Annotated in this window: 19 protein-coding genes and 2 pseudogenes; 13 read left to right on the forward strand and 8 right to left on the reverse strand. The window is 60.4% G+C overall.

The window, feature by feature from the left end; genetic code table 11:
• The first annotated feature begins 86 nt into the window (after window positions 1-86).
• The 6 genes from A7X77_RS25265 (at window position 87) to A7X77_RS25290 (ending at window position 5186) form a co-directional block, all read left to right on the forward strand.
• On the forward strand, window positions 87-974 hold the full coding sequence (locus tag A7X77_RS25265) for a glycine betaine ABC transporter substrate-binding protein (protein WP_064685582.1): 888 nt from the start codon (window positions 87-89) through the stop codon (window positions 972-974).
• Window positions 975-1091: 117 nt separating this feature from the next.
• Window positions 1092-2096, forward strand: a complete 1005-nt coding sequence (locus A7X77_RS25270; protein ID WP_064685583.1) for an ornithine cyclodeaminase family protein — start codon at window positions 1092-1094, stop codon at window positions 2094-2096.
• 5 nt (window positions 2097-2101) lie between these two features.
• A complete protein-coding gene (locus A7X77_RS25275; protein ID WP_064685584.1) occupies window positions 2102-2920 on the forward strand; it encodes a phosphate/phosphite/phosphonate ABC transporter substrate-binding protein in 819 nt (272 codons plus the stop codon).
• Between the two features lie 37 nt (window positions 2921-2957).
• Window positions 2958-3590 (forward strand): ABC transporter permease, encoded by a 633-nt coding sequence (locus tag A7X77_RS25280; protein ID WP_064685585.1) that lies wholly within the window; start codon window positions 2958-2960, stop codon window positions 3588-3590.
• Complete coding sequence (locus A7X77_RS25285) at window positions 3587-4222, forward strand: ABC transporter permease (RefSeq protein ID WP_064685586.1); 636 nt, start codon at window positions 3587-3589, stop codon at window positions 4220-4222. Before A7X77_RS25280 ends, A7X77_RS25285 begins: the two co-directional genes overlap by 4 nt.
• Window positions 4223-4244: 22 nt before the next feature.
• Window positions 4245-5186: an ABC transporter ATP-binding protein gene (locus A7X77_RS25290; protein ID WP_064685587.1), complete on the forward strand. Its 942-nt coding sequence runs from the start codon at window positions 4245-4247 to the stop codon at window positions 5184-5186.
• 77 nt (window positions 5187-5263) lie between these two features.
• On the opposite strand, the gene A7X77_RS25295 is transcribed toward A7X77_RS25290, so the two are convergent.
• From A7X77_RS25295 to A7X77_RS25305, 3 genes are all read right to left on the reverse strand, one after another.
• A complete protein-coding gene (locus A7X77_RS25295) occupies window positions 5264-5836 on the reverse strand; it encodes an NADPH-dependent FMN reductase (protein ID WP_064685588.1) in 573 nt (190 codons plus the stop codon).
• Window positions 5837-5920: 84 nt separating this feature from the next.
• Window positions 5921-6586 (reverse strand): nitroreductase, encoded by a 666-nt coding sequence (locus A7X77_RS25300; RefSeq protein ID WP_064685589.1) that lies wholly within the window; start codon window positions 6584-6586, stop codon window positions 5921-5923.
• Between the two features lie 133 nt (window positions 6587-6719).
• A complete protein-coding gene (locus A7X77_RS25305; RefSeq protein ID WP_064685644.1) occupies window positions 6720-7079 on the reverse strand; it encodes an ArsR/SmtB family transcription factor in 360 nt (119 codons plus the stop codon).
• On the opposite strand from A7X77_RS25305, the gene A7X77_RS33600 reads away from it, so the two are divergent.
• On the forward strand, window positions 7003-7284 hold the full coding sequence (locus A7X77_RS33600; RefSeq protein ID WP_197486893.1) for a hypothetical protein: 282 nt from the start codon (window positions 7003-7005) through the stop codon (window positions 7282-7284). The genes A7X77_RS25305 and A7X77_RS33600 overlap by 77 nt on opposite strands.
• Window positions 7285-7290: 6 nt before the next feature.
• Here the strand turns inward: A7X77_RS33600 and A7X77_RS25310 are convergent, their stop codons facing one another.
• The 4 genes from A7X77_RS25310 to A7X77_RS25325 are packed head-to-tail and all read right to left on the reverse strand — an operon-like array spanning window position 7291 to window position 12641.
• Window positions 7291-7983, reverse strand: a complete 693-nt coding sequence (locus A7X77_RS25310) for a response regulator transcription factor (RefSeq protein WP_064685590.1) — start codon at window positions 7981-7983, stop codon at window positions 7291-7293.
• A gap of 1 nt (window position 7984) precedes the next feature.
• Window positions 7985-8362: a response regulator gene (locus A7X77_RS25315; RefSeq protein ID WP_064685591.1), complete on the reverse strand. Its 378-nt coding sequence runs from the start codon at window positions 8360-8362 to the stop codon at window positions 7985-7987.
• 2 nt (window positions 8363-8364) lie between these two features.
• A complete protein-coding gene (locus A7X77_RS25320) occupies window positions 8365-9006 on the reverse strand; it encodes a response regulator transcription factor (protein ID WP_064685592.1) in 642 nt (213 codons plus the stop codon).
• On the reverse strand, window positions 9003-12641 hold the full coding sequence (locus tag A7X77_RS25325) for a PAS domain-containing protein (protein ID WP_064685593.1): 3639 nt from the start codon (window positions 12639-12641) through the stop codon (window positions 9003-9005). The genes A7X77_RS25320 and A7X77_RS25325 overlap by 4 nt, the downstream gene beginning before the upstream one ends.
• Before the next feature lie 337 nt (window positions 12642-12978).
• On the opposite strand from A7X77_RS25325, the gene A7X77_RS25330 reads away from it, so the two are divergent.
• From A7X77_RS25330 to repC, 6 genes and pseudogenes are all read left to right on the forward strand, one after another.
• Window positions 12979-13731 (forward strand): SDR family oxidoreductase, encoded by a 753-nt coding sequence (locus tag A7X77_RS25330; RefSeq protein ID WP_064685594.1) that lies wholly within the window; start codon window positions 12979-12981, stop codon window positions 13729-13731.
• A 76-nt stretch (window positions 13732-13807) separates the two neighbouring features.
• Window positions 13808-14042: pseudogene (locus tag A7X77_RS25335) on the forward strand (AbrB/MazE/SpoVT family DNA-binding domain-containing protein).
• Window positions 14043-14079: 37 nt separating this feature from the next.
• A pseudogene (locus A7X77_RS25340) lies at window positions 14080-14568 on the forward strand (hypothetical protein); the annotation flags it as partial.
• 277 nt (window positions 14569-14845) lie between these two features.
• The gene (gene repA / locus A7X77_RS25345) at window positions 14846-16039 is read left to right on the forward strand and encodes a plasmid partitioning protein RepA (RefSeq protein WP_064685595.1); all 1194 of its coding nucleotides are present in this window, start codon (window positions 14846-14848) and stop codon (window positions 16037-16039) included.
• Window positions 16040-16041: 2 nt separating this feature from the next.
• Window positions 16042-17043, forward strand: coding sequence for a plasmid partitioning protein RepB (gene repB / locus A7X77_RS25350; protein WP_064685596.1), 1002 nt, complete (start codon window positions 16042-16044; stop codon window positions 17041-17043).
• A gap of 153 nt (window positions 17044-17196) precedes the next feature.
• Window positions 17197-18501 carry a plasmid replication protein RepC gene (gene repC / locus A7X77_RS25355; protein WP_064685597.1) on the forward strand — a complete coding sequence of 435 codons (1305 nt, stop codon included), beginning with the start codon at window positions 17197-17199 and terminating at the stop codon, window positions 18499-18501.
• A gap of 245 nt (window positions 18502-18746) precedes the next feature.
• On the opposite strand, the gene A7X77_RS25360 is transcribed toward repC, so the two are convergent.
• Window positions 18747-19766: a substrate-binding domain-containing protein gene (locus A7X77_RS25360; protein WP_064685598.1), complete on the reverse strand. Its 1020-nt coding sequence runs from the start codon at window positions 19764-19766 to the stop codon at window positions 18747-18749.
• Window positions 19767-19896 lie beyond the last annotated feature (130 nt).

The raw sequence follows: 19896 nt of genomic DNA on the forward strand, positions 1-19896 counted from the left end.
GGCAGGGCGCCGACCGGTCATGCTGACGGTTATTCTGGGGAATGCTGTCGGTTCGTTCAGTGAAAAGTCAACAAGAGGGAATGACTATGAAAAATTGGACAAAGTGCATCCTTGCAGCCGGCATCATGGCAGCCACCATGTTCCAGCCTGCAGCCGCAGAGACCATCAAGGTCGGCAGCAAGAATTTCACCGAGCAGTTTATCCTTGCCGAAATGTATGCCGCCGTTTTGGAAAATGCCGGCATCACCATCGAGCGCAAGATCAATCTCGGCGGCACGCTGATTGCTCACCAGGCATTGGTGGCCGGCGAGATCGATCTCTATCCGGAATATACCGGCACGGCGCTCGCTTCCGTCGTCAAGGGTGAGATGTCGACCGATGCCGACAAGGTCTACACGCAGGTCAAGGATTTCTACGCCAAGCAGTTCAACCTCACCTGGCTGAAGCCGAGCGGCATCAACAACGGCTACGTCATCGTTGTCCGGCAGGAAACGGCGCAAGCCAACAATCTGAAGAGCCTGTCGGATCTCGCCAAGGTTTCCAAGACCCTGGTTTTCGGTGGCGGCGCTGAATTTCCCGACCGCGCCGATGGCCTGCCCGGCCTGAAGCGTGTCTACGACGCCGAATTCAAGGAGTTCAAGCAGTTTGCCAAGCTTGGTCTTCGTTATGATGCGCTGGAACAAAAGGATATTGACGTCGCCAATGGTGCGGCGACTGACTGGCAGATCGGCTCGAAGAACCTGGTGCCGCTGGCAGACGACAAGGGTCTGTTTCCGCCCTACTACGTGGCCCCCGTTGTCCGCCAGGACGTGCTGAAGGCCAATCCGAAAGTTGCCGAACTGCTGGAAGCGGTCGGCACCCATCTCGACAATGAGAAGATGCGGGTCCTCAATGCCAAGGTCGAGACCGATCACGAGGAAGCCAAGGACGTGGCGGTCGAATTCCTCAAGGAAAACGGTCTGCTGCCGAAATGATTGTCACGCCCGCGGCCGGATATCAATCCGGCCGCGGTCTGGCGCGGTCATCCTTCATAGGGTTTTGTTCGAAATCCTTCCGTTCATCAGCCGGGCAGGATTGTGGAGAAGCAGGAAATGCAAGAAATCTGGATCGATTATCTCAACGCCCTCGATGCCAAGGCGCTGGCGCTGACGAATGATGAGATTCTCGATGCGGTGGCGAAGGCGCTGGATGCGCAGGGCAGGGGCGAAACCGTCATCGAGCCGCGTGTCCATCTTGTGCCGGAAAGCTCCGACAAAGGCCATTTCAACGTGCTTCGCGGCTATGTCAAAGCGCTGAATTATGCCGGCGTCAAAGTCGTCGGTGACTTCGTCGACAATTACAAAGTCGACCTGCCTTCGGAGCTTGCTGTCCTCAACCTCTTCGACCCGAACACGGGCGTGCCGAAGGCCATCATCGACGCAACTGATATCACCGACATGCGCACGGGTGCCGTGACCGCCCTCGGCGCAAAATATCTCGCCCGCAAGGACAGCAAGATTCTCGGCCATATCGGTGCCCGCGGAACCTCTTACTGGAATGTCCGCCTTCTCGATCATCTTTTCGACTTCGATGAAATCCGCGTGCATTCGCGCCGTCCGGAAAGTCGCGATGCCTTCGCAAAGCGTCTTGAGAAGGATCTCGGCAAGAGGATCATCGTCACCAACAATTGGGAAGATTGCCTCAAGTGTGCCGATATCATGGTCGAGGCCAGCCGCCTGCCGGAACCGGCGCCCCTGTTCAAGACCGAATGGGTGAAGAAGGGAGCCTTCGTCGTGCCCTATGGCACGATGAGCGCGCTTGAATTCGATCTCACCGATATCATGGACAAGGTCGTCGTCGACGATTGGGGACAATGCGGCCCCGGCAAACCGTTCGGAGCGCTTCGCCGTCACGTCGATGAGGGCAAGGTGACGGCCGAGAACTTACATGCCGAAATCGGCCAGATCGTCTGCGGCATGAAACCCGGCCGCGAGAGCGACGAGGAGACGATCCTGTTCTGGCACCGCGGCCTCAGCACGACCGACGTGGCGCTCGGTGCTGCCATGGTGGAGAAGGCCAGAGAGATGAATATCGGCCAGCGCCTGCGGTTCGCATAATTGCCATGGTGATGTCCAAGCCGATCGCCTGTTCGAGAATGTATAATCTCAGTCCGCGCATTCGCGGCCTGTGGGACACGCTGTTTGCGCTGGTCAGCGTGCATTCTGGCATCGAACTCGATATCATCGCTTATGCAGCGCCAGCCCCCCTGTCGGAATTGTGGGCGAGGCCGGACATGGGCGCGGTCTTCATGTGCGGCTATCCGTTTTCACGCATGCCTGAACGAGCAAGGCCGACTGTGCTTGCCGCACCCGTCTCGAGCGAGGCATGGTCTTGGGATCAGCCGCTCTATGCCAGCCACATACTCGTCGCCTCCACCGGTCCGGTGAACGCGGTGGCGGATCTCGCTGCGGCACGCTGGGGCTGGACCGTGCGTGATTCCCAATCGGGTTACCACGCGGTGCGCTCCTACCTCGCCGGCCGGTTTCCCGGCAAGATGAAGCAGAGCGCGACGGTTGGACCGCTGCTCAATCCTTCAGGCATCGTCGCAGCCCTCAAGGATGGCAGGATCGATGCGGGCGCGATCGACGCTTATGCCTTTCAATTGTTGTGGATGCACGAACGCGACGAGATCGACGGTCTTCGTATTCTTGCGACGACCGATCCGCTTCCCGCGCCGCTATTGGTTGCCGCGCAGATATTGCCTGTCGACATCACCACAGCATTACAGCAAAGCCTCGTGACATTGCATGAAACGCCTGAGGGAACGGCGGTTTTGGAACGGCTCGGCCTCAGACGATTTTCGGCGGTCGCTCCGTCCGCTTACGATGTCCTGCCGCAGAGAGCCGACGACGCCGATCGCAGATTGGGGATCGCATGGTAGACAGGCGAACGAGCGCTCGGACGCGGAGGTCTCGACAATGAAATGGGTCCCTAAACATCTCGACCGGCTACTCGAAGCGCTGTTGGAGCATCTCTATCTCGTTTTTTCCTCGGTCGGCATTGCGCTGGTGATCTCGCTGATCGTCGGGATATGGGCGGCAAGGCGGCCGCGGAGTTTTGCGGCCATCGTCATCTTCACCGGTATCCTGTTTGCGGTGCCAAGCCTGGCGCTGTTTGCGCTCCTTATTCCCATCATGGGTATCGGGGCGGCGCCCGCCATTACCGGTCTTGCCGCCTACTCGCTAATGATCCTGATCCGCAATATCGGCATGGGCTTCCAGGCAATTCCGCGTGACATACTCGAAGCTGCCAATGGCATGGGCTACGGCACGGCACGGCGGATCTGGGAAGTCGAGCTGCCGCTGGCGATGCCTTATATCGTCGGCGGTATCCGCATCGCCATGGTGACGGTCATCGGCATCGCGACCGTTGCCGCCTATATCAATGCCGGAGGGCTCGGCGTCATCATTTTCGAAGGTATCGACCAGCGGTTTCCTGAAAAGATCATAGCAGGCGGGCTGCTGACGTCATTTCTGGCGCTCTTTGCCGACTACTGTTTTGCATCGTTCGAAAAGCTGCTGCGTCGGCGCAGTGGAGGTAAAGCGGCATGATCGTGATCGATGCATTCAGCTGGATCTTCAACAACTCCGGCACTTTCTTCAACGCTTTCAATCGCCATCTTCTGATGTGCGTCCTATCGCTCGGCATCGCCTTCGTCATTGCCGTGCCACTCGGATTTGTCGTCGCACGGGCACCTCGCGCTGCCTTTGCCGTGGTCAATATCGCCGGCGCCCTGCGCTCCATACCGAGCCTTGCGATCCTGTCGGCGACGATGCCCTTCCTCGGCATCGGATTGTTGCCGTCGGTGATCGCCCTGATCGTCCTTGCCGTGCCGCCATTGTTGTTGAACACGATCATCGGCATCCGCGAGATCGACTCCTCGGTAATCGATGCGGCCGACGGAATGGGCATGGGCGCCAGGCAGATGCTATGGGAGATCGAACTTCCTCTGGCCGTTCCCGCGATCCTGTCAGGCGTCAGGACGAGTGCCATCCAGGTCATCGGCGGGGCGGCACTCGCCTCCTTCATTGGCGGTGGCGGGCTTGGCGATTTCATCAATGCCGGCATTGCCATCATGAACATGCCGCGCCTTCTCGTCGGAGCGGTCCCGATAGCCCTGCTGGCGATCTTTGCGGAATTGGCGTTCGGCGCCCTGGAGCGCGTCTTCACTCAACGGCGCTAAGCGGCCGAAAGCGGATATCAGGATGATTCATCTCGACCATGTTACGAAGAATTACGACGGAAGCGGCCAGCATGCGGTCGACAATCTCGATCTCCTGATCGAAGCCGGCACGACGGTTGCCCTGATCGGTCCTTCGGGCTGCGGCAAGACCACGACCATGCGCATGATCAATCAATTGGAGACACCCACGGCGGGACGGGTGCTGGTCGATGGCAGAGATATCGCCCGGGTCGATCAGAGAGAGCTGCGCCGCAGCATCGGTTATGTCATCCAGCAGGTCGGTCTGTTTCCGCATATGTCGATCGCACGCAATATCGCGACCGTGCCGCGGCTTCTCGGCTGGGAGAAGGCGCGCAGCGATCGCCGGGTCGACGAGCTCCTGGATCTGGTGGGACTTGATCCGGCCATCATGCGGCAGCGCCTGCCACACGAATTGTCGGGTGGGCAACGTCAGCGCGTCGGTTTCGCGCGCGCTCTCGCCGCCGACCCTGCAATCATGCTGATGGACGAACCGTTCGGCGCGATCGATCCGATTACGCGCGTTCGGCTTCAGGACGAATTCCGGGATATTCTGAGGAAGGTGAAGAAGACTGTCGTCATCGTCACGCACGACCTCGACGAGGCCATCAAGATGGGCGATCGCATCGCGATCATGCGGGATGGCCGCCTTCTTCAATATGATAGCCCACAGGAAATTCTTGCGCGTCCCGTCAACGAATTCGTCGAGAACTTCCTCGGCCCCGACCGAGCCATAAAGAGGCTGAGCTTGATTGCCGTATCGACGATCATGACCGCGCCGGAACCGTCCAACGGCGATGCCGAGATCGCCGCTGACGCTACGGTTCACGAAGCGTTGGCGCTCATCCTCTCCGGCGAGATGCCGGGCCTCCATGTCAGGTCAGCCGATGGGACGCTTGCGGGATATCTGTCGCGAGCCACCTTGTTGCGGGCCAATCGGCTATAGAACAATTCCGACAAAAGTTCGCAGCGGTTTTGCTCGACGTGAACAAGACCCACTGGGGACCTGCGCCATTGTCTTTTCTAGGCATCTTTCGGCAGCACCGAGCGAACCCTTGCGACGAAGGCGTGGAAGTCCCGCATGAACGTGCGCAGGAAATCGGCAGTGCTGTCGTTCGTGACCTCGCCGTCATCGGTGATCAGCCCCGGAGTGAATTGGATGTAGGCCTCTGGAGCATTCATCTGGGGAGAGTTGCAGAAACTAAGGACGCTGCGCAAATTCTGCTGGGCGACGGCTGTGCCTATCGCGCCCGGCGACGTGCCGATGACCGCCGACGGCTTGCGTGTAAACGAGTTGGTGCCGTAGGGGCGGCTCGCCCAGTCGATCGCGTTTTTCAGCCCGCCGGGTATGGACCGATTGTATTCGGGAGTGACGAACAGCACAGCGTCGACAGCCGCGATTGCGGCCTTGAATGCCTTGCCGGCCGGAGGGTAGTCGGCGTCATAGTCGTAGCTGTAGAGCGGCAGGTCCTTGAAGGATATCTCGGACATTTCAAGTTCCGGTGGGGCGAGCCGCACCAATGCCTTGGCGAGCTTGCGATTGATCGAGTCCCTGGCGAGGCTGCCGATAAGATAGCCTACTTTATGCGTGGTCATGGCGTTCTCCAGTATCCCGCATGATAAAGGACGTATCATACGCAGAATTATCGAAAGGGTCTCGCGTCCTTTGAGCGCAAACAGCTATTCGCCGACGAACGTGACCGTCTCGGCGAGCGGGGCACGGCCCGTACGGGCGTAACTTACCGCAGGGTCCTCGTAGCCGATCGACATGCCGCAGAAGAGGATCAGACCGTCCGGGGGGGACAGGGCCTCCGCGACCGTCTCGCGAACCTGCGACCACGCCATTTGCGGGCAACTGTGCAGACCTTCGGCGCGAAGCAGCAGCATGACGGTCTGCAGATACATGCCTACGTCGGCCCATTGGGGCAGGCCCAACTCACTGTCGATGTAGCAGAACAGGGCGGCGGGCGCGCCGAAACAGTTCCAGTTGGCGATCGCCGCCCGCTGGCGGGCCTCCCAGTCCTCGCGCGCAATGCCGAGCGCGCTGTAGCGCTCCTTGCCGAAGGCGGACCGGCGCTCCCCGTAAGGGGATTTCAGCGCCGTTGGGTACATCTCATACTGCCGCTTGTCCCAGTGGTCGCCATGGGCCACGCGCTCGACGGCTGTTGTCTTGAGCTCTGCCAACGGTGCGCCGGTCATCACGTAGGTGTTCCACGGCTGGATGTTCGATCCTGACGGCGACCAGGCTGCCGCGGACAGCACACGCTCGAGCACTTCCCTCGCGACAGGCTTGTCTTTGAATCCGCGCACCGACCGCCGGCTTGTGACTGCCTCATAGACGTCCATGATCGCCTTCTCCTGACCCTTCCCTTGCTGATGTGGTCCATTATCTCCAATCGCAATGGAGGCGTAACCACACCCTGGTCTAGGAGGCGTACATCAAACGTTCATCAGCGACTGAGCGGCAAGAGCAACATGGTCATTTCGTCAGGTGCCCGGATCGGACGCGTTCTCCGGCGGAGTGTCCGTGCGATCCGAAGATATCGGCGAGCGTATCGAGCATCGTCCTCGCCGCGGCGGACTGAAGGGAATAATAGATCGTCTGAGCAACTCTTCGCGTCTGCACGAGTCCGTGTTCTCGAAGAATTGCCAGATGCTGCGAAGTCGACGATTGGCTCAATCCCACTTCATCGGCCAGGTCGGTCACCGACACTTCTCCCTCGGTCAACAGATGCAGAATGTGCAGTCGTTTGGCGTTCCCCATGGCCGACAAGAAGGCTGCTTCGCTGTCGAAGGCGTTGGTTTCAGGGGAAGGCGTGGCTGACGATCGATTGTTCAGGCGTGATCTCCTCGCAAAATTCAAAGCTGGGCATGAGGTCATATCCCTGAGCTTTAATTTAGAGATAACGCATGGGTGCGAAGCCGAAACCCACTGTCGGCGCCGCGTCGTCTTTTTTAACGCGAATCGGATACGGGGCGCATTAAATGGACAGGCGGATCGTGTGGTAGGCCGGTATTCGTCGTCATTGGAAAGCATCAGGTAAAAGAGGCTAACGCGCGCCCGCCTGACGCATTTGTGCCGGCAACGTTTCCCAGGCCCGGATCAGTTCGCCGATCGAGGCGGCCTCCATCTTGTGCATGACGTTGCTGCGATGCAGCTTCACCGTCACTTCGCTGATGCCAAGGTCGAAAGCGATCTGCTTGTTGAGACGTCCGCGCGCCACTTCGTGCAGAACTTCGCGCTCGCGCTGCGTCAGCGTCTCCAAACGCTTGATATTGCGCTTGGCGATCGCCGCTTCCGCCCGTCGTTCGCCGTCCATTGAAATGGCGGCGGTCACGGCATCAAGCAGCGTTTGATCCCGCGCCGGCTTCGTGAGGAAATCCACGGCGCCAGCTTTCATCGCCTGGACGGTCATTGGGATATCGCCATGACCGGTCAGGAAGATGATCGGCTTGGCAATGCCGTTCTCGGCCAGGTGGCTCTGAAGGTGGAGACCGCTTGCTCCCGGCATGCGCACATCGAGGATCAGGCAGCCGGGTCTGTCCAATATATCCGCGTCGAGCAGTTCGCGGGTCGAAGCAAAGCTGACCGGCTGAAAACCGGCCGACAGGATCAGCTCCGACAGCGCCTCGCGAATGGAGGCGTCGTCGTCCACGATCATGACGAGCGGCTGATCCTCTTCACATCCGCGCTGCGCTGATAAAGATGCCGATCTACGAACGAACGGCTGGTCAACTCTCATGTCACCCTCCATCTCTCGATGTGTGCAAGGCATTGGCGATGGCCGCGATCAGGGCCTGGGCATCGAATGGCTTGCGGAAGAAGCCGCTGGCGCCTTGAGCGCGGCCCTGATCCGCGATCTCGTGGCGGCCCGTGATCAGGAACACCGGCAACTCGGGACGCGATTTTTTCACCAGGTCACGAAGCTCGAAGCCGTCGATGCCAGGCATTCCAATATCTGTGATGAGCAGATCCAGGTCCGACAGCCCGTTGACGAGCAGCGAGCCCGCCGACGAGAAGCCGCGGGCGACATACCCCGCCGATTCCAGAAGGTCGCTCATCGATTCCAGCAGTCTTGGATCGTCATCGACAATTGCCACGACATGTCTTGTCTTGTTCATGTTCAATTCCCTCCCACCCGGCGCGAGTGGGTTATCGGTATTTCCAGTTTCTCGGCGATGCGCACGAGGTCGGCGAGCGATGCCGCCGCCATCTTCTGCATCACGTTTCTTCTGTGGATCTGCAGCGTGACTTCGCTGATCCCCAGTTCTGCCGCCGCCTGCTTGTTGAGAAGGCCGCTGACGACGAGCGGCAGCACCTCGCGTTCGCGCGGCGTCAGGTCGAGATAGTGTCGTTTCAGCATGTCGAGCTCGGCGCGTCCCGATCGCTTTTCCCGATCCTCGGCGAGTGCCGCATGAATTGCCTTCAAGAGGTCAGCGTCACTGAAAGGTTTGGTCAGAAAATCCACTGCGCCATGCTTGATCGCGCGCACGGAGGAGGGAATGTCGCCATGGCCGGTGATGAAGACGATCGGCGGATGGTCCCTGTCGGCGATCTGCCTCTGCAGATCGAGGCCGTTGATGTCGGGCAGCTCGATATCGAGGATGAGGCAGGCGGGCACATCGGGTTTGTCCGCTCTCACATAGTCGCCGGCCGATTCAAAGGCAACGGCGCGCATGCCGTGCGAGTCCAGCAGCTCGCCGAGCGCTTCGCGGATGCGTTCATCGTCATCGACGATAAAGACGATATGGTCATCGGCCGTCATGGCGCCGCCTTCGTTTCTATCGGCAAGGTGAAGATCAACGTTGCTCCGTGCGGATTGTTCTTCTCTGCCCACAATTGTCCGCCATGCAGCTCGACGATTGAGCGGCAGATCGCCAGACCCATGCCCATGCCGTGTTCCTTAGTCGTGAAGAAGGGGTCGAATATCTTCTCGGGAAACTCTATGCCCTGGCCGCGATCGCTGATCTCGGTCTGCAGCAGGTTGCCGACCTGATGGGCGCGGATTCCGACAATCCTGTCGTCTGCCGTGGCATCCATTGCCTCGATGCCGTTGCGGATAAGATTGATGAGAACCTGCTGGATCTGGATACGGTCGATCGCAATGAATGGTAGGTTGGGATCGACCGCGAGGTCGATACGGGCGCGGCGACGCCACGCCTCGTCGGCCATGAGGTTGCGTGCTTCTTCGATGACGCCGGAGAGCGTCGTCTGGATCTTCCTGTCTGCGGATTGTTTGAACAGGGCGCGGATGCGGCTGACGACATCGGCGGCCGAATTGGCGTCGCGGATGATGCGCTCGACCGTCCGCTGCGCCCGCTCCATATTCGGGGGGTCGGCCATCAGCCAGCGCTGGCAGGCGTGCGAGTTCGCGACGACGGCTGCCAGCGGCTGGTTCACCTCGTGGGCGATCGAGGCCGAAAGCTCAGCAAGGCTCGCCACCTGGCTCGCCCGCGCAAGGCCCTCTCGAGCCTGACGCAGATCTTCCTCCGCCCGAACTTCAGCGTCGATATCGAGGCAGATGACATTCCATTGGACGATCACGCCTTCGGCATTGCGCATCGGCGCAGCGCGTGTCTCGACCCAGCGATATTCGCCATCGAACCGCCGCAAACGATGCCTGCGCGCATAGGGCTCGCCGGTGCGCAATGAACGGGCATAGTCCAATTTGACGCTCGCCACGTCGTCGGGATGAACGCCGGCGTCGAGCGTGCCGTCCAACCGGGTCTTTCCCTTGCCGTCCAGTTCTTCCAGCTTATAACCGAGGAAGTCGCGCAGCTGGGGGTTGCGGTATACCGGTTCTCCGTCGGGAGCCGCGCAATCGATCATTGCCGGCAGGGTTTCGACGATCTGCCAGAGCGAACGCTCCCTCTCGCGCAACTCCTCTTCGATGCGCAATTGATCGTCGATGTCATGCGTCAGGCCATACCACTGAATGATCCGCCCGCTCTCGTCCCTGAGCGGCTCGGCGCTGCCTTTGACCCAGCGATAGACGCCATCGGCGCGCCGCAGGCGATACTGCTTCGAGAAACGCTCGCCGGTGGCGAAGGAATGCTTCAGCGCCTCGGAAAGGCTCTCCGCGTCTTCGGGATGGATGGCGGCTTCTATTATGGCGGACAGCCGGTTCATGCCGGGCTTTTCTGTGTCTGCAATGTCCGGGCCGAGAAAATTGATCAGCCGCTTGTTGAAGAAAGTCGGCTCGCCATCCGCATTCAAGCGCCAGAGAAGGCTGGGGACGATGTCGACGAGCTGCGACAACTCCCGTTCCCGCTCGCGTAGGGCCTGTTGCGCACGTACTTCGTCATCAATATCGATCGCAGCGGCATACCACTGCACGATCGTTCCATTTTGATCCCGCAAGGGCTCTGCGCGCCCCTCCATCCACCGATACGCGCCGTCTGCGTGGCGCCGGCGATACTTTATCGTATAGGGCTCGCCGGTCGCGAGCGCACGAGCGAGCACCTCGCGCATGCGAGGTCCATCATCGGGATGCACGGTTGCTCCGATGATCACCGCCAAACGGCTGAGATCGCGTTTATCCCAGGCTGCGACATCATTCATCCCGATGGATTGCAGGGTGCGCCTGCTGAAGAAGGTTGGCTCGCCATTGGGCGCCATGCGGGCAATGTGAACCGGAACCATGTCGACGAGCTGTAAGAGTTCGCGCTCGCTGTCACGCAATGCCTCCAGCGCACGCACCTCTTCGTCGACATCGAGGGAAACGCCGTACCACTGCACGACCGTTCCGTCATCGTCGCGTCGCGGCTCCACTCTGCATTCGGCCCAGCGGTAGACGCCATCCTTCTCGCGCCAGCGGAACCGCATCGCAGTGCCGCTGCCGCTTTCAAAACAATTTTGCAGCGTGCGTGCGACGTCGGACGCATCCTCGGGGTGGATCAGCTGCTGCAGCAGCTCTTCGATGCGTGGCTCGCTGAGAGCGTCGAAATCGGCGATGACGGCCCGGAAATGGTCCTGGTACCGCTTGTTGAAATAGGTCGCTCCGCCCGTAGGCTCCACGCTCCACACGCGGACCGGAACGGCATCGATCATCTGCTGCAGCTGCCGCTCGCTTTGTCTGAGTGCCTCTTCGGCGCGGACCTGATCGTCGATGTCGTGGCAAAGCCCATACCACTGGAGGATATTGCCCGCCTGATCCCGCAGCGGCTCGGCGCGGCTCGACATCCATCGATAAGCGCCGTCGGCGCGGCGCAGCCGATAGCGCATGGCGAAGACCTCGCCGGTGACGAGGCAATGGTCGAGCGCTGTCTTGAATTCGCCTGCATCATCGGGATGAACGATGGCTCGAAGGACCGCTTCCAGCCGGCTCATATCCGGCTTGTCAGAATCCGCCACGTCGAGGCCGAGGAAATCGACCATGCGCTTGTTGAAGAAGGTCGGCTCGCCCTCGGGCGTCAGTCGCCAGACGTGGCTCGGCACCATGTCCACGAGTTGCGAGAGCTCCCGTTCCCGTTCGCGCAAGGCGTCCACACTTTGTCGCAACGAAATCCCTGCCAGTTGATGCTGGCGGGATATGGCGGCGACGATGAGGGCCGAAAACGCCGAGATGGCCAGAAAAAGCTGCAGCATGACCTGCTTGTGTTTCTGGGATTCCGGACCGCCCGCGAATTGACCGGCGCCCGCTATCGTGAAGATCGCCGTAATCAGTGCCAGCAGCACGAGCGATACCGCCGCTCCCTTGAATTCGAAGCGGACCGCGGCCCAGAGAAGAGGCGGCATGATGATATAGGCGAAGGGAAGGTAGCCGCTCAGCGAAAGCGCGGCGACGCCGAGAAAGATCAGCGCCAGGACGGCTGCTTCCACCCATTGCCCGGTCGATAGCTGGGTCTTACCGCGCCAGCTGTGGAAGAGAACCAGCGCCAGCGGCGCCACGATCAGGACACCGGTGGCGTCTCCAATCCACCATAAAGGCCAGGCCGTCAGGAAGGATTGCGACTGGATGCTGAACCAGGCAAGTGTGGCGCTTCCGATGGTCGCGCTGACGGCCGGCGCAATTCCGGCGCTGATGACGACGAATGCAACAACTTCCTGCAGGGTTTCGAGCCGGATCGGGGGCTTTAAAGTCCGGTTGACGAGCCATGCCGCGACGACCGCTTCGAGAGCGTTGCCGACATAGATCAGGAAGGCCGCAGCTTGCGGACTATGGAACCACAGGACATTGCTGAACATCTCGCCCAGACAGCCTGCCAGTATCCACCACGGCCAGCTGGGCCGGGAGGCGAGGATGAGGGTGGCGATGAAAAGCCCGCCCGGAGGCCAGATGGAAATGCCGGTTCCCGGCACGATCGCGAGCGACTGGGCGAAGCCGCAGGCGAGCACATAGGTGAGGAAGAAAAGCGTCAGACGCAGGAATGGCGGGCGGTGCGACCAGACCCTCTCCATCAACCGCTCCGGCCGGACAGGCAAAGCCGGCGGGGCGTCAGTGTTTCCTACAGTAGTTGTTTTCCATTTCGGGGCCGGCGCGCTCATAGTGGAACCGTAGTCCTGGTGCATCACAACCGCAACTCATGGAAACCCATACATTGCGCGGGTATGTAGCTGGATTTCGCGGCCGCTGGCGGGCTTCTCAATCTTTCCGATCAGACATCCTAGACCTTGGGTTGGCTGCGCTATGCCCTGCGTCTCGGATGTCCGACCTCGAGTATGATGGAAGGCGTCCGGCGTTCCGGTCATTCTCCGTCCGCGCGAGCATACAGGCGATGCAGCAGAGGAGGCTGAGATGAAAATCATGGTAGCGGGAGCAAGCGGCCTCATCGGAACGCAACTGACGGCGGATCTACGGCGCTCGGGCCACGACGTCACGGCCGCATCTCTGTCGCTCGGCATCGATACGGTGACCGGCAAGGGCCTCGAAGCGGCAATGACAGGCGCTGAGGTCGTCGTCGACGTGACCAATGCTGCCTCCTTCGGCGACAATTCGGCGCTCGATTTCTTCAAGGCTTCGACGAAGAACCTGCTCGCGGCCGCGACGAAAACCGGCGTCCGGCACTATCTCGCGCTCTCCGTCGTGGGCACGCCGCGCCTTGTGGAAAGCGATTATTTCCGCGCCAAAGCGGTGCAGGAAAATCTCATCCGGGCTTCAACCCGGCTCTACACGATCCTCCGCTCGACGCAGTTCTACGAATTCATCAACGGCGTGATCGACACCGGCGCCGAAGGCAGCGTCTTCCGCTTGCCACCGGCCCCGATGAGGCCGGTCGCGGCTCGGGAAGTCGCGGCATTCCTGGCGGAACTGGCAACCGGAGATCCCTTGGGGCATATCATCGAGATCGGCGGCCCCGAACAGTTCGGCATCGACGAAATCGCCCGGATCTATCTCGCCGCGAACGAAGACCAGCGGCAGGTGATAAGCGATCCTTCCACCCCGTATTTCGGGGTCGAACTGATGGGTGATGTGTTGCTGCCGCATGTCGGCGCGCGCGTGGCGACCCAAAAGCTCTCCGACTGGCTCTATCGATCGATGGCGGCTTAGCGGCGAGCATGAGGCTCGAAATTCCGCTGCTGAGGTGAGTACTTTCCAAGAGAAAGTATGACAAAGGCGCTTGAATATGGCCATGATCGTTAGCGCGAAAGGGCAGGTGACTATCCCCCAAATCGGTGCGGGATATGCTCCGTATCGTCCCTGGCAGCAGGGTCGATTTTCACCGTGATACCGACGGCCGCGTCGTTCTCGTGCGCGCCGACGAGAAACGGCCGTCGAGCCGTTTGGAAGAGTTGCGCGGTCACGCTGGCAAAGGCCTTGATACCGATGCGATCATGGCTTTGATGCGCGGCGAAACATGACGTTCATCGATACGATTGCGCATCCTTGGAACCCGTCGGGTCGATCGAGATGCGCAGCGTCACTTCGCCTTACGGTACGATCGAGGTCGAGACGAAGACATTCTCGAAGAAGGGCGACGACCTTGTCATCGATGACGAGGATTACCGTGCGGTACCGCCGTTCGAGGACGGCGCCACGCTCGACGGCGAATGGGTCTATACCTTCGCCTTGAGCGGCATGACCGCCACCTCCTCCGGCTCGGTCGCCACAAGCCGTACCCTGGCGCTGCACAGCAACGGCACTTTCGAACGCACCGGCTGGTCCGCCGCCTCGATGACCAATGAAATCGGCGGATCGCAAACCGGTGTCAGCACATCAGGCAATCGGCCCGGCGCCAGCGGACGCTACAGGCTTTCCGGCTATCGCCTCGACCTGACCGATACGAGCGGCAAGACGGAAAGCTTGAGCGTTTTCGAACCGGACAAGGGTTCCGATGGGCTTCTGGTGATCAACGGTCAGAACTACCTGAAAGATGACGGGCAATAGTCGGCCGGGGGCCTTTCAGTCCTGGCGGCGGGCCTCGCGAAAATCGATGAATTTCATGTGCATAACGCGGGACGTCGGCCTTGCCTTCCAGCGCCTCGGCTTCTGCGAATCACCCGCCGATTTGTCCGCGCAACCATTGGATTTCCGGCCCGGTTTCGCGCGCCTCAACGCGCGTTTTGGTTAAGCATTTGTAATTCGGTCACGAATCGCGGCATATAGTAACTGCGCAACTGAAGCGCTTTCGTTCAAAATTGCGCAGTTGCCTGGGAAAACGATCATGCAGCCGAGTCTTGCTCTTCAAGACGATCAAGAGCATCTCCCGTCGCTTCTGGCAACAGACGCGAAGGAGTTGTCCTATCAACTTCAGCAGCATCAGGCAAAAATCTTTCCGCCGCTTTCCCAGAAGACGATCAGGACCTTCTCGCCGGCGGAAGCCGCCGCCTTCATCGGCATTGGCGAAGGTTACCTCAGGCAGGTGGCGGCCGATGGCCACGGACCGGATCCGCTGGCAAACGGACGCAGGCTTTATAGCGCAACCGACATGGACCGGATCCGCCGCGTTCTCGACGAGCGAAACGGAACGCCGAAATATGTGCCCGCCCGTAGGCCAGGCGAAAAGCTCCAGATCGTCTCCGTGATGAATTTCAAGGGCGGCTCGGGCAAGACCACCACTGCTGCGCATTTGGCGCAATTCATGGCGCTGCGGGGCTACCGCGTACTCGCCGTCGACCTCGATCCGCAGGCTTCCCTATCAGCCTTGTTCGGTCATCAGCCGGAATTCGACGTCGGAGAAGGCGAGACGATCTATGGCGCGATCCGCTATGACGATCCGCGGCCGATCGCCGATATCGTGCGCGCCACTTATACGCCCAATTTGCATCTCATCCCGGGCAATCTCGAGCTGATGGAATTCGAGCACGAGACGCCGAAGGCGATGGCGTCCGGCACGGCGGAGACGATGTTCTTCGCCCGCATCGGCGAGGTGCTGACCGACATCGAAAGCCTCTACGACATCGTGGTCATCGACTGCCCGCCGCAGCTCGGTTTCTTGACTATGTCGGCGCTCTGTGCGGCGACTTCGGTCTTGATAACCGTTCACCCGCAGATGCTCGACGTCATGTCGATGTCGCAGTTCCTGACAATGACGAGCGAGCTCATGTCGGTCGTCGAGAGGGCCGGCGGGCGCACCAGCTATGATTGGATGCGCTATCTCGTGACGCGGTTCGAGCCTAATGACGGACCGCAGAGCCAGATGACCGGCTTCATGCGGGCGATCTTCGGCAATCGCATGCTCCATAACGCCATGGTGAAATCGACGGCCGTCGCCGACGCCGGCGTCACCAAGCAAACCCTTTATGAGGTCGAGCGGTCGCAGTTCACGCGCGGAACCTATGACCGGGCGCTGGAGTCGCTGAACCTCGTGAATGGCGAGATCGAAGCGCACATTCGCTCCACCTGGGGAAGGAGATAGAAATGGCGCGCAAGAATCTCATCGAAATCTCCGCTCCGAACCCGGCAAGGGTGGAATCGATCGCGCCCCGCGACAATCGCCCGATCGCTGGCTTCGTGCCGCAGGAACGGGTCGGCGTGCCGGTCGGCGGCATTACGAAGACGCTCGGCAACATCACTGAGAAGATGGAGCGGGCAAGCGAGCTGGAACGGCAGCTTGCGGCGGGCCAGATGATCATCGAACTCGACCCGGGCCTGATCGACGCCTCCTTCGTCAGCGACCGCCTTGCGATCGACGCGGCCGAACTGGCCGATCTCGTCGAGCAGATCCGCGAACACGGGCAGCAGGTTCCGATCCTCGTGCGTCCGCATCCCGAAGCCAAGGGACGTTATCAGGTCGCCTACGGCCATCGACGGCTGGCGGCCATCAGGGACCTCGGCATCAAGGTTCGTGCGGTCGTGCGCGATCTCACGGATGACCAGCTGGTCGTCAGCCAGGGGCAGGAAAACAGCGCCCGGACCAATCTCTCCTATATCGAGCGCGCGCTCTTTGCATCGCGGCTCGAGGAACGCGGCTTCGGCCGGGATGTCATCATGGCAGCGCTCAGTGTCGACAAGGCGGCGCTGTCGAGAATGCTGATCGTCATGCGGCAGGTGCCTCTCGACCTCATCAACGCCATCGGTGCTGCGCCCGAGATCGGCCGCCGCCGCTGGCTGGAGCTGGGCGAGCGGCTGGAGAAAGCCCACGTCGGGGCGATCATCGCGGAGTTGTCCGCGGACGACGCGCGCAAGATTTCGAGCGACGAACGCTTTCACCGGGCATTGGTTCTGGCGACGAAGAAGACTGCCACGCCGAAGCCGGCGGTGGCCAAAACCGAAATCAGCGGCGTTCCCGTGATGATCAAGAAGACTGCAGCCGGCGCTACTTTCGTCTTCGACGGCAAGACGGCGCCGGGTTTCGATCAATTCGTCCAGGAACGGCTGCAAGGCCTGTTCCAGGAATTCAAGAAGCACAGAGGAGCGTAGCGCGCAAAAGAAAAAGGCCCCCAACGACGCCGTCGTGGAAGCCCTTCTCAGATCTTAAGCACATCGAGAATCGCATTTCCACGAATCACAGTCAAGAGTCTTAGGCACCAAATTGGTGGATGGTTTTCTTTTGCCTGAACGAAGGTGAAGGCAATGGAGAGTGGATATGTGACGACGCCCTTTGGGCGGCGGCCGATGTCGCTCGGCATGCTGGCAAGCCAGCAATTGGCCGAGGCGATCGAGCCGGGGATGAAACGCAGCAAATGGAAACTGTTTCGCGCAATCTGCGAGGCACGGCCGGCACTCGGTGTGACCGACCGGGCGCTGACCGTGCTCGATGCGCTTCTGAGCTTTTATCCAGATGACGAGGTTTCCGAGGAGAAAGGTCTGATCGTCTTTCCTTCGAACGCGCAACTGTCGCTTCGCGCTCGCGGAATGACCCCGGCGACGCTGCGTCGGCATCTCGCCGTGCTGGTGGAGGCCGGCCTGATCCTGCGCAAGGACAGCCCGAATGGAAAGCGCTATGTCCGCCGCGACAGGGAAGGGGTGATTGGTGAGGCCTTCGGCTTCAGCGTCGCGCCGCTTCTCGCTCGCGCAGTCGAAATCGAAGGTCTGGCAGCCCAAGCGGCCGCCGATCGGGAGCTGCTGAGGGTGACCAGGGAGCGCCTGACGATTTGCCGCCGGGATATCTCCAAGCTGATTTCGGCAGCTATCGAGGAAGCGATTCCCGGAGACTGGGAGCAGATGACGACGATGTTTCGGGCGCTTGTCGCCAGGATTCCGCGGGTGGCAGGCGTTGAGGAGCTGACAGCATTGCTCGACGAGATGGGGCTGCTGCGCGACGAAGTCGTCAACCTGCTGGAAAGACGTGTTAAAACGGAAAAAATAGACTCCAATGAGTCTCAAATTGAGCGTCACAAACAGAATTCAAACCCCGACTCCATATCTGAACTTGAACCAAGCTTCGAGACGAAGCAGGGCGAAAAGGCAGTGGCCGGCAAGGACCCGAAGGCCGAGCCGCTCGGTGAGGCAAGGCGGGAGCCGCCGAGGACGTCCATAGGAACGGACAGCAAGGCTCCGGGCACGACCGCTTCGCTGGCCGGCAATAGCCTGAAATCCTTCCCGCTCGGTCTCGTTCTCCAGGCTTGCCCTGCGATTGTCGACTATGGGCCGGGCGGAACGATCGACAGCTGGCGAGATCTGATGTCGGCCGCCGTCATTGTGCGCTCGATGCTCGGCGTCAGTCCCTCGGCCTATGAGGAAGCTTGTGTGGGCATGGGACCGGAGAACGCTGCGACAGTGATCGCCTGCATTCTGGAAAGGGGAGGACATATCAATTCGCCTGGTGGCTATCTCCGCGATTTGACCCGCAGGACCGAGAGGGGCGAGTTTGCGATCGGCCCGATGCTGATGGCGCTTGTGCGTGCCAATGGTGGAGCGAGACGCCATGCCGGTTGAGCTGCACTGCAGTAGTGCCCTGGTGTTTGGCGATAGCACCGATGTTGTCAGTGGGAAGCTCGGAGCCGCGCCGTTTCGTCGAGAAAGAAGCGCGACACTGCCCGAATTTTCGGCAGAGCGATTTGTGTCCTCCTATGCGATCGGCAACCTGAATGGTACGAGTGGTAGGAAGTATGCGTCACTTCGCACTCGGCCGGTACACCGGCCCTAATCGGCTGCTGGCGAGCGGTTTGGTGAGGGGGTGCTCAACGCCAGCGCGGCGGCGCGGTGCTTTCCCGCAGGATCAGCTCAACCGGCCACAATTCGTGGATCTCGTCTACGGCCCGCCCAGCGATAAGCTGGAGCGTTAGCTCGGCGCAACGCGTTCCCGCCGCACGCATTGAGGATCGCGTGGTCGAGAGCGAAGGCACCATGTTTTCGGCCGTCAGATAAGGGAAGACGTCGTCATGGGCGATAACGGAAACGTCCTGTCCCACTGTCATCCCTAGCGAACGGACGGCGCGATAAACGCCAAGCGCTGTCATGGTGGAACCGGCAACGATGGCGGTTGGTGCATTCGCACTCTCGAGAAAAGAGCGGGCATGGCGGAAGCCGCTCTCGTCGGAGAATTTATCGCAGACCATCAGATTGGGATCTGCGGTGAGCCCGCGCTCCTGATGGGCTATGCGAAATCCCTGCTCGCGATGGATCGCATAAGTCTTGCCCCGCAGACCATTGATCATGGCGATGCGCCGGTGTCCGAGATCGAGCAGGTGTTCGGTGGCTCGGCGCACGGCACCTTCATTATCGATATCGAGCCAAGCATGAACGTGCTCCGTCTCCGAGCGGCCGTGAACCAGGAAAGGCACGCCGAGGCTGTTCAGCATCTCGATCCGTGGGTCGTTGGGACGTGGCGAATGAATGATTACTGCATCCACCCGGCGGCTCTCGACCAGTCGTCGATAGGCCTGGATCTCGTCCTCATCATTGTGCGCGGTGATAGGTGTGATGAGAATATCCGTGTCGGCGGTTTCCAGGCGTTGCGCCATCCCAGACACGAATTCAGCGAAATGAATTTCTCCCGAACGTCCCATCATAACGCCTATCGCTCCGGCTCGTCCGGTCTTTAGGCGCACGGCATTGATATCAGGGCGATAGCCGAGCCGCATTGCTTCGCTGGCAACCCTTGCGCGCGTGGCTTCGCTCACCTCCGGATAGCCGCTGAGTGCGCGGCTGACCGTCGTCGGAGAAAGCCCTAGCTGCTTTGCAAATTCACGAAGTTTCATCGGTGTCTTCTTTGTCCGCGCAATCAATGGACGATGCGTTGACGATGCGCAACGGGCAAGTGCCAACTGGCGGAACAATTGAAAACGTTTTCAATTGTTCCGCTTCAAAATGTCCGCTACAAGACCGAAA

The sequence above is a fragment of the Rhizobium bangladeshense genome (genome assembly GCF_001662075.1).
Lineage (GTDB): Bacteria > Pseudomonadota > Alphaproteobacteria > Rhizobiales > Rhizobiaceae > Rhizobium > Rhizobium bangladeshense_B.